The following is a 12,919-nucleotide window of genomic DNA, read 5'->3' as shown; positions in this document are numbered from 1 at the left end:
CGTTCGCCATCAGCGTGTCGCGCGCCTGCAGCCGGTGACAGTGGCGTGATCGCCACGGTTCGCAAGTATCGCGCCACGTGGTGGCGGGGCTACTCGCCTTGGGTGAAGGTGCGCCGGTACTCGCTCGGCGTGGTGTCGAGGATGCGCTGAAAGTGCAGCCGGAGATTGGAACCGGTGCCGAGACCGACGTCGGCGGCGATCTGCTCGACACTCCGCTGCGAGCGTTCGAGCAGCTCGCGGGCCACGTCGATGCGGGCGCGCATGACCCACTGCATCGGCGTGTACCCGGTGTCTTCGGCGAAGCGTCGCGAGAACGTGCGCGGCGACACCGCCGCGTGCCGGGCGAGCGTTTCGAGGGTGAGGGGCTCGCCGAGCCGGTGCAACGCCCACTCCCGGGTGGCTGCGAACCGCTCGCTGAGCGGCTCGGGCACCCTGCGCGGTACGTACTGCGCCTGGCCGCCGCTGCGATAGGGGGCAGCCACCAGGCGCCGGGCCGCGTGGTTGGACGCGGACACTCCGAGATCGCGGCGCAGGATGTGCAGGCACAGGTCGATGCCGGAGGCGGCGCCCGCCGACGTCAGCACGCTGCCCTCGTCGACGAACAGAACATCCTCGTCGACCTGAACGAGCGGACGCTTCGCCGCGAGTGCCCGCGTGTAGTGCCAGTGTGTCGTGGCGCGTCTGCCGTCGAGCAGCCCCGTGGCCGCGAGCGCGAAGGCACCCGTCGAGATGGCGGCGAGCCGCGCCCCCCGGTCGTGGGCGGCGGTCAGCGCATCGACGACGGCCTGCGGCGGGTCCTCGCGATCCGGGAACCGGTAGCCAGGGACGAAAACGGTGTCAGCCCACTCGAGCGCCTGCAGCCCGTGGGCGACGTAGTACGACAGGCCGTCGCCGCCGGTCACCAGACCGGATGCCGCGCCGCACACCCGTACCTCGTACGGCATGCTCGCGCGGGTCGTGAACACCTGGGCAGGAATGCCGACATCGAGAGGCTTCGCACCCTCGAGCACGAGGACGGCGACGTGATGCGGGGAGGGGGCTGACACGCAGAAGAGGGTACGCGCGGGGGAGGCTGCGCCCGGAGCAGGCGTCGCGGCGGGGCGCCGCTGCAGCTGACAAGCGCCCCCGCCCCGGACTCGGCCAGGTGCTCGCCGGCCGGCTCGCCGCCGTTCGCGCCGGCGACATCCCAACGCCGCCCGCCGCCCGCCGCCCGCCGCCCGCCGCCTTTCGGCGACCGGCGGCGCCGCGCCTGCTACGGGGCGATCCCCACCCCGTTGATCCGGCTCCAGGCCTCTTCCTGAGATACCGTCATGGCCGGCCACGACAGCCCGCCCGGCCGCGGCAGGACCCGAGAGGCGTACCGCGACGGGCGGAAGTCGGAGTCGTAGAAGCACCCCGTCCCGTAGGTGCGGTCGAAAGAGGCACACGATGACGCGACGGACTGCGGCGTAGGCCTCCTGCCCGTGCGCACCCAGCCGGCCAGCGCAGCAATGGAGTTGGCGTACTCCGAGTCACTCAGTGCGCTGTGCTCGCTCTCACCGGTGAAGGTCTGCACGAGGTTCGACTCGCGATGGGCGCCCTCACGGCTCGCCCGGTACGCAGCCTCGTGTTCGATGAATGCCGTGGGGTCGTCGATGGCGTGCATGGTGAGTACGGGCATCGAAACCCGCCCGGTGAGGTCGCTGTCGTAGGACAGATCGCGCCGGGCGTCGGGGTCGGCGGAGAAACGCTCGACGCCCGCGTCGAGTGCCTTGTCGTCGTGCGAACCGGAGTACCGCACGCCCTTGTTGCTGAAGGGATTCCGGTCGCCGAGCCGGTTGTGCACGATGTCGCGGAAGGTGAACACGGAGAAGCGCCCCCGGCGGTAGGACGAACCGGCCCAGGCATATCCCTCGTCCACCATCACGGACCAGCGATCCAGGTCGTCGATGCTCCGCTCCGGATCCGACCCCTCACCCAAGTCGGGGCCGCCATGAGCATGTACGACCAGCGAGCCGTTCCAGTGCTCGGGCACGGCGATCGCGTAGTAGGCCCCGTTGGCGTCCTGGCCGGTGTAACAGGTGGCCTTGCTGCCCACACCCGCGGGGCACACAGCCGGCCCCGGCCGCAGCTGGGTGGCTTGGGCCGCGCTGACGCCGCTCAACGACCCGACGACGCCCGCGATACCGGCGGCCAGCGCCACGCCACGTCGCATGAGGGATCCGGTGCGGGAAGGTCTGTTCCGACTGGGGCTGGGCACAACCACGCTCCTGATCCAGTGGCGCACCATCGCGCCGAGCGCTGTGATGCTAGGAACACGCCGACTCGCGCACCATTGATCGCTCAGTTCTGTTCATACTGTGCGCGCCCATGCGGCAGCGCGTCGCCCTGCTCGGGCGCTGTGTACGTCGAGTGGTGATCGAAGCACGCGCCCTTGTGGCCTCGCACTCTTTACGCTTTCTTGATTCACATGACGGAGACCACTGGGAACTCAGAGTCAGGGGAGACCACCTCCCGGCCGCGCAAGTCGAGTTGGAAGTACATCGGACCCGGCATCGTCGTCGCCGCGACGGGAGTCGGCGCCGGCGACCTCGTGGCGACGCTTGTGGCGGGCAGCAACTTCGGTTACACCCTGCTCTGGGCCGCGGTCATCGGCTGCGTGGTCAAGATCTCTCTCGCCGAGGCGGCCGGCCGCTGGCATCTGTCCACCGGACGAACCCTCTTCGACGGCTGGGCGAGTCTGGGCCGGTGGACGACGTACTTCTTCGTCGTCTACGTGGTCATCTGGGGCTTCGTGTACGGCGCGGCGGCGATGTCGTCGAGCGCGCTACCGCTGCAGGCGTTGTTCCCCGACGTCTTCCCGGACTCCTGGTCGATCAAGCCCTGGGCGGTCATCTGCGGCCTGGTCGGCCTGGTGTTCGTGTGGTTCAACAAGTACGAGGTTTTCGAGAAGGTCATGACCGTGCTGGTGGGCGTGATGTTCGTCGTCACGGTCTACCTGGCGATCCGCGTCACCCCCAACCTCGGTGACGCCTTCGCCGGCCTCCTCCCCGTCCTCCCCGACGAGAAGGACTCGATCCTCAACACGCTCGGCCTGATCGGCGGTGTCGGCGGCACCATCACCCTTGCCGCGTACGGGTATTGGGTCAACGCGAAGGGCTGGACGAACACGGGCTGGATGAAGGTCATGCGCCTCGACAACCGCGTCGCCTACATCACCACCGGCGTCTTCGTCATCTCGATGCTCTTCGTGGGCGCCGAGCTGCTGCACTCCGCGAACATCGCCATCGCCAGTGGCGACCAGGGCCTCATCCAGCTGAGCGACATCCTCGAAGCCGAGTACGGCACGGCGACCGCCAAGTTCTTCCTGATCGGCTTCTTCGCCACGTCCTTCACCTCGCTCATCGGCGTCTGGCACGGCGTGAGCCTGATGTTCGCGGACTTCGTGGAGCGCTATCGCGGGACCAGGACGACCGGGGAGGAAGTGGCGTCGGGCACCCGGGAGAAGTCCTGGCCCTTCCGTGCGTACCTGCTCTGGCTGACCTTCCCGCCGATCGTCCTGCTCTTCCAGGGCCAGCCGTTCCGCCTGGTGATTCTCTACGGTGTCCTGGGCGCCGCCTTCCTCCCCTTCCTCGCCCTCACCCTGATCTGGCTCCTCAACTCCTCCCGCACGCCCAGCGAGTGGCGCAACGGCCTGCTCAGCAACGCCATGCTCGCCATCGCCGGACTGCTCTTCCTGGTCCTGTGCGTGAAGCAGATCTGGGACCAGCCCTGGGCGGACTTCTTCTGACGCTCAGCCGACCTGGAGCCACTTCGCGGCCGGAGGGCAAGCAGTGGGTCCGACCGTTCAGGAGATGGCGCGACGGTCGGGCTTGAGCGAGCCCACGATGCGCTACGAGGAGACGCTTGCTTTGGGTCTCGTGGCCGACGCGGCTGCGACGGCCGTGGCCAATGGGTCGCGGGCCGGCCGGTCAAGGAGGTCCGGGAGGTCGGTGGTGGTGCCGGCCAGGAAGCCGTGTCGGACGGCAGTGGCGATCGAGGCGAGCATCGGCGGCTGGAACGGCAGCAGGCCCGGTGTCTCGTCGAGGAGGCGGCGCCGGTACTCGCCCACGCTGATGGTGTGGTGCGGGACCCCGAGCCGGTCGGCCACCCCTCCCGCCGTGATCGACGTGCCGACGAGTTCGTAGACGCGTCCGCTGTGCCGCGTCGGATCCGCCGCAACGGTCGCGGCCGCATCGGCGAGATCCTCTCGCGCGACCGCGGCCAGCGCGCCGTCCCCGAACGCGGACTCCACGCCCCTGCCGGCCCACATCAGGAGACCGCCGAAGAGTTCGGCGTAGAGGCCGTTGCGCAGGATCGTCCAGGGCAGTCCGCCGGCCCGGACGAGGCGTTCGGTCGCACGGTGGGCGAGCGCGAAACCGAGATGGTCACCGGCGCCGGTCAGGCTCGTGTAGACGACGTGCCGGACGCCGTCGCGGACGGCGGCGTCCAGGACCCCGGCGTGCCTCCCGACGACCGCGTCGTCCTCCGCGAAACCGGCGGAGACCAGCACCAGGGTCGACACACCGGCGAGATCGAGGCCCGCGGGGTCATCGAAGTCAAGAGGCCGCATCCCCTCGCCCGGCGTGCGGCTGCCGCCCGTCGCGACGACGCCGCGAGCGTGCAGCGCCGCAAGAGTGGCCGAGCCGAGGTTTCCGTTCGCTCCGGTCACCAGAATCATGTCAGTCGCAATCTGCCGTTGTGGTTCTCATCGGTAACTACACTTGATCCTTGACCGCACGCCCGCGGGCCACAAGAAGGCAGTCTGATGTCACTCACGCACACCGGGGTAACCACCACCTCCGCCGACCTCGAGCCCTGCGGACGCGAGGATCACCCCGACTGCGGCATCCGCGACGTCCTGGACCGCATCGGGGACAAGTGGTCGGTACTCGTGATCGTTGAACTCGCGGGCGGACCACGCCGGTTCCGTGAACTGCAGCGTGCCATCGACGGCATCTCGCAGCGCATGCTCACCCTCACGGTACGAAGGCTCGAACGCGACGGCCTCGTGCTGCGCACCGTGTACCCGACCGTGCCGGCTCATGTCGACTACCGCCTCACGGAGACCGGAGCCGGCCTGACCCACCTGGTCAAGGCACTCGCCGACTGGTCCCTGGCCCACCGTGCCGGCATCGCCGAGGCACGGCACACGTACGACCAGACCCACCCCGACCACGACATCCGCTGACGTGAACCGTCGGCTGGTCAAGGGGCGATTGGGACCGGGAACGCGCGTCGATGAACGGGACGCCTACTTCAGCGGCGCGTGCGGCCCAGTTGGGCCATGACCTCGGTCAGCCGCTCGCGCGCGAGGTCGTACTGGGCGGTGTCGGTGTGGCGGCGGTAGACGGTCTCGATCACCATGATGAGCAGCAGGTGCAGGCAGTACAGGCGGCGGCGCACGCTCTGGGTCTCGGTCAGCGGAGGGTGTCCGTAGCCGCGCATGAAGTGGGTGGAGTCGCCGAAGGCAGCCAGCTGCGTGCCGGCGAACCCGAACTCGATGAGCGGGTCACCGAAGAAGGCCCGCTCGTGGTCGATGAGGCACGCGATCTTCCCGTCGTGGACCAGGACGTTGCCGTCCCACAGATCCCACTCCACCAGCCGTGGCTCGCTCACCTCGTCCAGGCTCGCGGCATGCTCGGCCAGTACCTCGCGCACCGTGTCGTAGTCCCAGCCCAGATCGACCCGGCGGCGCTCCCCGTCGACCAGGACGTCCTCGACGATGTCCGTGAACACCCGTCGCCAGCAGGCGTCCCCCGGGCCGGCCAGTGGCCCGAACGCCCTACCGCGGATGGAGTTGATCTGCCGGTTGGCCGCGCCCACCTGCTCCTTGTACCCGGCCAGCTCCTGCGCCGGCAGCTCGGGGCCGACGACGGCGAGATTGTCGGCGTCGACGTACGGCATGAAGAACCAGTCCGCGTCGCACAGTTGGCGGCTCCGGTCGGCGAAGTCGACGCGGGGGACCGGCACGGCCGTGTGCCGGCCGATGAGTTCAAGCGCCGCCAGCTCGATCCCCATCGCGCCCTGCTCGTAGGTCATCACTTCCACCCCGGCCGGTGGCGCGATCTTCAGGACGACCTCGTAGCCGTCGCGAAGCCGTATGCGGTAGGCGACGTTGAACCAGCCATGCGCCAGCTCGCTCACCCACCCCTCGCCCTCAGGGATACGGTCCGGACCGTAGGCACGCTCGACCATGGCCCGCAGAACCTCCGGCGACTGCCGGTTCTTCGTGATGCTCTCCACGCGCACTCCCCGCCTCGGCACAACCGACACCGTACGAGCCGACGCCCCGTGCCTGCGCACCTTCAGGCAGGGCTCCCGCAAGGTGGTCAGGGCGGCCGCAGCTGATCAGTACACGTCCCGGACGTATCGTTTGTCGGCCGCGAGTTGCCTGAGGTACAGGGCTGCCCCGTCCTCGCCGAGACCACCATGGGCGGTGACGATGTCGCGCAGCGCCTGGTCGACGTCCTTGGCCATGCGGGAGGCGTCGCCGCAGACGTACAGGTGGGCGCCGTCCTGGAGCCAGGACCACAGCAGCGGACCGTGTTCTCGGATCCTGTCCTGGACGTAGATCTTGGCCCGTTGGTCGCGGGAGAAGGCGGTGTCCAGACGGGTGAGGGTGCCGTCGGAGAGAAAGGCGGTCAGCTCGTCCTCGTAGTAGAAGTCGGTGGCCCGGTGCTGTTCGCCGAAGAAGAGCCAGTTGGGCGCGCGGTGGCCGAGGGCGCGGCGCTCGTGGAGGAAGCCGATGAAGGGGGCGACCCCGGTGCCCGGGCCGATCATCACCATGGGGGTGGCGGGGTCGGCGGGCGGCCGGAATCTCGGCGAGGGCTGGACGAAGACCGGCACCGGTGTGCCGGGCGCGGCATCGGCGAGAAAGGGCGAGCAGACGCCCTGGCGCGGTCGCCCTTCGGGGTTTTCGTACCGGACGACCGAGACCGTCAGCGAGACGACGTCGGGGTCGGCGAGAGGGCTCGACGATATGGAGTACAGGCGGGGCTGAAGCGGATTCAGCACCTCGGCCCACTCCTGGGCCGTCGCGCGAACGGAGTGCTCGGCGATGACGTCGACGGCCTGGCGGCCCCAGGACCACTTGGCCAGTTCGTCCCTGTTGTCGGGGCGCAGCAGCTTCTTCAGTACGCGGTCGTGGGTGCGTTCGGCGACGAAGCGCAGCAAGTGCGGGGTGATGCGGGTGATGTCCAGATGACGGTGCAGGGCCTCCTGGAGGAGGACCTCACTGGCGCCGTTCAGATCCACCGCGGTCTCCGGGTGGAGACCGGTGGTTGCCAGCCATTCGGTGACGACGTCCGGGGAGTTGACGGGGCGTACGCCGAGGGCGTCCCCCACCTCGTAGAGGAGCGGTGTCTCGCTGTCGCGGGTGTCGAAGCTGAAGCGGCGGACCTCTTTGCCCGCACCGGGCAGGCTGAGCAGCCGGTTGCCGGTGAGGCGGGCGGTGACGGCAGCCGGCCTTCTCGGTCGGAGAGCGGACGCCGTGTTCGGCGCGGGCGCGGAGTCCGGTTCCGGTGCGTCGGTCAGGGAGCTGAGGACCTTGTCGAGCCAAGCCCTGGCCGAGGGCTCGTAGTCGGGCTCGCAGTCCGTTCGCGGGGCCAGACGCACCCCGCCCAGTTCGTCGAGGCGCCGGTCGAGACGGCGGCCGTGGCCGCAGAAGTCCTCGTAGGAGGAGTCGCCGAACGCGAGAACCGCGTACCGCACGCCGTCCAGGCGGGGTGTGTCGGGAGCGGCCAGGGCGGCCCAGAAGCCGGTGCCGTTGTCCGGGGCGTCGCCGTCGCCGAAGGTGCTGGTGATCAACAGGATGTCGGCGCCGGCCGGCAGGTTCCCGGGGTGTGCGTCGTCCATGTCGACGAGGGTCGCCTTGTGGCCGTCGGTGAGGAGCCGGTCGGCGACGGACGCCGCGAACTCCTCGGCGTTGCCGGTCTGCGAGGCCCACAGGACGACAATTTCCCGGACGGGCGAGACGGGGGAGACGTGTGAGGCGGAGGCGGCGGGCGTTGCGGGGACGGCGCGGGAGTACATGCCCGCCAGCACACCGTTCACCCACAGCGCGTGCTCGGGGCTGAAGGGTGCGCCCGGCGGCAGCACCGGCACACCGGGGGCGCCTGATTCGATCCCGGCGAGGAAGCCGATCAGGTACTGGCGTTCGTGCTCGGCCAGCACGGGCGGTGGGGCGGGAGCGAGCCCGAACCCGCCCGCGATCCCGGCCTGTGTGGCCGTACCCGCAGGCGCTGGGCCCACCGCGGCACCGGGACGAGCGCCGCGCGCGACCGCTGGAAGTACCGCCAGGGACACCGGAGTTGCCACCTTCGTCAGTGACACCGCGCACACCTTGAACTCCGGCTGGAAGGAGAGCGGGTCGACGGAGTCACTGGTGACCGCGTTGACGCTCAGGTACTCGCCGAACAGGTCGTTCCAGTGGAAGGGTGCGAAACAGCAGCCGGGCCGTACCCGGTCGGTCACCACGGCGGGCAGCACCGCCCGTCCGCGCCGCGAGGCGACCTCCACCGAGTCGCCGTCGGCGATGCCGAGCTCGGCTGCGTCGCCGGGATGCACTTCCACGAAGGGCCCTGGGTTGAGTCTGTTGAGTTTGTCGACCTTGCCCGTCTTCGTGAGGGTGTGCCACTGGTGCTGCAACCGCCCGGTGTTCAGGACGTACGGGTAGTCCTCGTCGGGCAGCTCGGCGGCAGGGATGTGCGGGCGTGCGTAGAACATCGCCCGGCCGCTCGCCGTGGGGAAGACCGGGCCGTCGCCACCCTCGTCCAGGTAGCGGATCGGGTTGCGGTCGGGCCCGTCCTGGCTCGCCGCCGGCCACTGCACGGGGGTGGAACGCAACCGTTCGTAGGTCACGCCCCGCAGGTCGTAGCCGGTCTTCGGGTTCCAGGCGCGCTTGATCTCCTCGAAGACCTCCTCCGCGCTCTCGTACGAGAAGTCCTTCTCGTACCCCATCTCGCGGGCGACGGCGGCAATGATCCGCCAGTCAGCCATCGCCTCCCCGGGCGGCTCCACGGCGGGCTGCGCGAGGGTGAGGGTGCGCTCGCTGTTGATGAGGACGCCCTCGGTCTCGGTCCACAGTGCTCCGGGCAGTACGACATCCGCGTACGCGTTCGTCTCCGTCTCGGCGAAGACGTCCTGGGCGACGACGAACTCGGCCCTCTCCAGGGCCTCGATGACGGTCTTGCGGTTGGCCACGGAGGCGACCGGGTTGGTGCAGATGATCCAGCAGGCCTTGATGTCCCCGGCGGCCATCTTCTGGAACATCTCGATGGTGCCCCGGCCGACCCCGTCCTTGCGGACCGTGCCCGGGGGCAGTTTCCACAGCTCCTCGACGAAGGCGCGCTCCTCGTCCACCAGAACCGACCGCTGGCCGGGCAGGCCGGGACCCATGTAGCCCATCTCCCGGCCGCCCATGGCGTTGGGCTGGCCGGTCAGCGAGAAGGGACCGCTGCCGGGGCGGCAGATGGCACCCGTCGCCAGATGCAGATTGAGCAGGGCGTTGGTGTTCCAGGTGCCGTGCGTGGACTGGTTGAGGCCCATGGTCCAGCAGCTCATCCACTCCCCGGCCTCGCCGATGAGCCGCGCCGCCTCGCGGATGTCGTCCTCCGGGACCCCGGTGATCTCAGCGACCACGGCAGGGGGGTAGTCGGCCAGGAACTCCGGCAACGCTTCCCAGCCCTCGGTGTGCGAGGCGATGAACTCGGGGTCGGTGTGTCCGTTCTCGTACAGCAGATGCAGCAGGCCGTTGAGCAGTGCCAGGTCCGTCCCGGGCCGGACCGGCAGAAACAGGTCCGCCTTGTCTGCGGTCGCGCTGCGTCGAGGGTCGACGACGATCAGCTTGGCGCCGCCCGACTTGACCCGGTCCATCATGCGCAGGAAGAGGATGGGGTGGCAGTCGGCCATGTTGGAGCCGATGACGAGGAAGACGTCCGCCCGCTCGAAGTCCTGGTACGAGCCGGGCGGGCCGTCCGCGCCGAGCGACAGCTTGTAGCCGGTGCCCGCGCTGGCCATGCACAGCCGCGAGTTCGACTCGATCTGATTGGTACGGACGAAGCCCTTGGCCAGCTTGTTCGCCAGGTACTGGGCCTCCAGGCTCATCTGCCCCGAGACGTAGAAGGCGAAGGCGTCGGGCCCGTGCTCGTCGATCACCGCCCGCAGCCGCCGAGCCGTCTCGGTGATCGCCGCGTCCACCGGGGCGGCCGCTGCCTCCGCCCCGCGCTCGGCGCGCACCAGGGCGCTGGTCAGTCGCCCGGGGGCGGCGAGCATGTCGGCCGTGGTGGCGCCCTTGGTGCACAGGCGGCCGAAGTTCGCGGGGTGCGCTTTGTCGCCGGACGCCTTGAGGACCGTACGCCGCCCCTCGGGACCCATCCCGATGTCGAGGACCATTCCGCAGCCCACACCGCAGTACGAGCAGACCGTCCGCACCTGAGTGGTGGTCGTGGTCACGGGCGGCCCCTCCAGATGATCGGATCCTTCCTCCGCCGACGCTACGAAGTGCCCGTTGCGCCGGTGTCACGCCGTCCGATCAGCTTGGGTTACGCCCTCCACACAGCCGTGCTCCGGGCCGTGTGAGGAGCACGGCTGCGGAGATCCGGATGGCCGACGTGACCGTACCCGTATGAAGAAGGGCCGGCCGGGGGAGGGCCTTCCGCGGTGATCAAATCGGTTGCCCCAGCCGATCCGGTACTTCTACGGTGAGTAGCGTGACAGACGAATCCACGCGCGCGGCCCGGTTACTGGACGCCCAGGCCAAGGCGGCACTGCTGTTCGCCGAGATCGAGGCCCGCGGCCTGGTCACTGCCGGCCAGGGCGAACGTACGGTCAGCGACCGAGTCCGTGACCTGGCGAACGAGATGTTCGGTACCACGCACTACTGGCACAAGCGGATTGTCCGGTCCGGACCGAACACCCTCCTGCCCTACCGGGAGAACCCGCCGGACCGGGTCATCGGTGAGGACGACATCGTCTTCGCCGACTTCGGTCCGATCTTCGAGGAGTTCGAGGCGGACTTCGGCCGGACCTTCGTACTCGGCGACGACCCCGTCAAGCACCGCCTGCGCGATGACCTGGCGACCGTCTTCGCCGCGGGACGCCGCGCCTTCGAGGCGGACCCCGACATCACCGGCAAGCAGCTCTACGCCGAGGTCGAGCGGCTGGCCGCCGAAGCGGGCTGGCAGCTGGGCGGCTGGCACGTCGGCCACCTGGTGGGCGCGTTCCCGCCCGAGCACGACGACTTGGAGGACGTCGACTCCCACATCGTGCCCGCCAACGACAAGCCGCTACGGCGCACGGACGAGGCGGGTCGACTCCTGCACTGGATCCTGGAGATCCATCTCGTCGACCTCGACCGGGGCTTCGGGGGCTTCTACGAGGAGCTGCTGGACCTCTGACGCTCGTCGAGGCGAGCCATCGGCAACCGGCCCCGCTCGCTCTCGCCGACGGTCCCCGGACTCACCCTCGGGCAGGCGCGCGGCCTGCCCCGCGCTGTACGACGACACACCGGAATTTGGCCGCGACGGAATCCAGCGCCCCGCTGCGGCCTGTACAGATCGGCGAGCGGGCCCCCTCTGCGACCAGCGTCCAAGCCGCCTTCCTCGACGATACGGACGCGCTCGCCCACTTACCCCGTACCCTTCGTTGTGTCAACGGCGTCACATAGCGGGCGCCAAACCACTGGAGGCAACACCTCGTGCTGATTGCTCAGCGTCCGTCCCTGACCGAAGAGGTCGTCGACGAGTTCCGTTCCCGGTTCGTGATCGAGCCGCTGGAGCCGGGCTTCGGTTACACCCTTGGCAACTCCCTGCGCCGTACGCTCCTCTCCTCGATCCCGGGTGCGGCGGTCACGTCCATCCGCGTCGACGGTGTCCTGCATGAGTTCACCACCGTGCCGGGCGTCAAGGAGGACGTCACCGACCTGATCCTCAACATCAAGCAGCTCGTCGTGAGCAGTGAGCACGATGAGCCGGTCGTGATGTACCTGCGTAAGCAGGGTCCGGGTCTGGTCACCGCCGCCGACATCGCGCCCCCGGCCGGTGTCGAGGTGCACAACCCCGACCTGGTCCTGGCCACGCTCAACGGCAAGGGCAAGCTGGAGATGGAGCTGACCGTCGAGCGCGGTCGCGGTTACGTCTCCGCGGTGCAGAACAAGCAGGTGGGCCAGGAGATCGGTCGTATTCCGGTCGACTCGATCTACTCGCCGGTTCTGAAGGTCACATACAAGGTCGAGGCCACGCGTGTCGAGCAGCGGACCGACTTCGACAAGCTGATCGTCGACGTCGAGACCAAGCAGGCCATGCGTCCCCGTGACGCGATGGCGTCGGCCGGTAAGACGCTGGTCGAGCTGTTCGGTCTGGCCCGCGAGCTCAACATCGACGCCGAGGGCATCGACATGGGCCCGTCGCCCACGGACGCCGCCCTCGCCGCCGATCTGGTCATGCCGATCGAGGAGCTGGAGCTCACCGTTCGGTCCTACAACTGCCTCAAGCGTGAGGGCGTCCACTCCGTGGGCGAGCTCGTCGCCCGCTCCGAGGCCGACCTCCTCGACATTCGTAACTTCGGTGCGAAGTCCATCGACGAGGTCAAGGCGAAGCTGGCCGGCATGGGCCTGGGCCTCAAGGACAGCCCGCCCGGATTCGACCCGACCGCCGCTGCCGACGCCTTCGGCGCCGACAACGACGTGGACGCCGGCTTCGTGGAGACCGAGCAGTACTGACCGCTGCGCTGGGCCGGGTCGCGGGAAGTCGGTAAAGAAGAGAAGACGGCACATCGGACCTCTGCGCCCCCTTTCCCAGAGGGCTGTCCGCCGGGCCAGGCATCTTGTCCTGGCCCGGTCGAGGTTCCCGACACCCGGGGTGTCACCGGCCCACGGGGGAACGTGGCCCGGCTCGGCGTT

The 12,919-nt window shown here is 69.3% G+C and carries 9 protein-coding genes; 4 read left to right on the top strand and 5 right to left on the bottom strand.

The annotated features are described in order from the left end of the window. Positions 1-89: 89 nt before the first annotated feature. Together ACFYPC_RS26690 and ACFYPC_RS26685 are read right to left on the bottom strand one after the other, a co-directional pair. Complete coding sequence (locus ACFYPC_RS26690) at positions 90-1,046, bottom strand: GlxA family transcriptional regulator (RefSeq protein ID WP_388680958.1); 957 nt, start codon at positions 1,044-1,046, stop codon at positions 90-92. 206 nt (positions 1,047-1,252) lie between these two features. Continuing rightward, positions 1,253-2,194 (bottom strand): hypothetical protein, encoded by a 942-nt coding sequence (locus ACFYPC_RS26685; RefSeq protein WP_388680955.1) that lies wholly within the window; start codon positions 2,192-2,194, stop codon positions 1,253-1,255. 255 nt (positions 2,195-2,449) lie between these two features. Between ACFYPC_RS26685 and ACFYPC_RS26680 the strand changes: the two genes are divergently transcribed. Beyond that, positions 2,450-3,769 (top strand): Nramp family divalent metal transporter, encoded by a 1,320-nt coding sequence (locus ACFYPC_RS26680; RefSeq protein ID WP_388680953.1) that lies wholly within the window; start codon positions 2,450-2,452, stop codon positions 3,767-3,769. A gap of 102 nt (positions 3,770-3,871) precedes the next feature. Here ACFYPC_RS26680 and ACFYPC_RS26675 read toward each other — a convergent pair whose 3' ends face one another. After that, positions 3,872-4,699, bottom strand: coding sequence for an NAD(P)H-binding protein (locus ACFYPC_RS26675; RefSeq protein ID WP_388680950.1), 828 nt, complete (start codon positions 4,697-4,699; stop codon positions 3,872-3,874). Between the two features lie 87 nt (positions 4,700-4,786). Between ACFYPC_RS26675 and ACFYPC_RS26670 the strand changes: the two genes are divergently transcribed. Continuing rightward, positions 4,787-5,209: a winged helix-turn-helix transcriptional regulator gene (locus tag ACFYPC_RS26670; RefSeq protein WP_388680947.1), complete on the top strand. Its 423-nt coding sequence runs from the start codon at positions 4,787-4,789 to the stop codon at positions 5,207-5,209. Between the two features lie 68 nt (positions 5,210-5,277). On the opposite strand, the gene ACFYPC_RS26665 is transcribed toward ACFYPC_RS26670, so the two are convergent. Together ACFYPC_RS26665 and ACFYPC_RS26660 are read right to left on the bottom strand one after the other, a co-directional pair. Further along, on the bottom strand, positions 5,278-6,264 hold the full coding sequence (locus ACFYPC_RS26665; RefSeq protein WP_388680944.1) for a phosphotransferase family protein: 987 nt from the start codon (positions 6,262-6,264) through the stop codon (positions 5,278-5,280). A gap of 105 nt (positions 6,265-6,369) precedes the next feature. After that, positions 6,370-10,413 carry a molybdopterin-dependent oxidoreductase gene (locus ACFYPC_RS26660; protein WP_388681244.1) on the bottom strand — a complete coding sequence of 1,348 codons (4,044 nt, stop codon included), beginning with the start codon at positions 10,411-10,413 and terminating at the stop codon, positions 6,370-6,372. Positions 10,414-10,730: 317 nt separating this feature from the next. Here ACFYPC_RS26660 and ACFYPC_RS26655 point away from each other — a divergent pair, with 317 nt between their 5' ends. Beyond that, a complete protein-coding gene (locus tag ACFYPC_RS26655; RefSeq protein ID WP_388680942.1) occupies positions 10,731-11,417 on the top strand; it encodes a M24 family metallopeptidase in 687 nt (228 codons plus the stop codon). A gap of 299 nt (positions 11,418-11,716) precedes the next feature. After that, positions 11,717-12,739, top strand: a complete 1,023-nt coding sequence (locus ACFYPC_RS26650; protein WP_388680941.1) for a DNA-directed RNA polymerase subunit alpha — start codon at positions 11,717-11,719, stop codon at positions 12,737-12,739. Positions 12,740-12,919 lie beyond the last annotated feature (180 nt).

The organism is Streptomyces sp. NPDC005808, assembly GCF_042871385.1.
Classification (GTDB): domain Bacteria; phylum Actinomycetota; class Actinomycetes; order Streptomycetales; family Streptomycetaceae; genus Streptomyces.
This window is presented reverse-complemented; position numbering and strand designations above follow the sequence as displayed.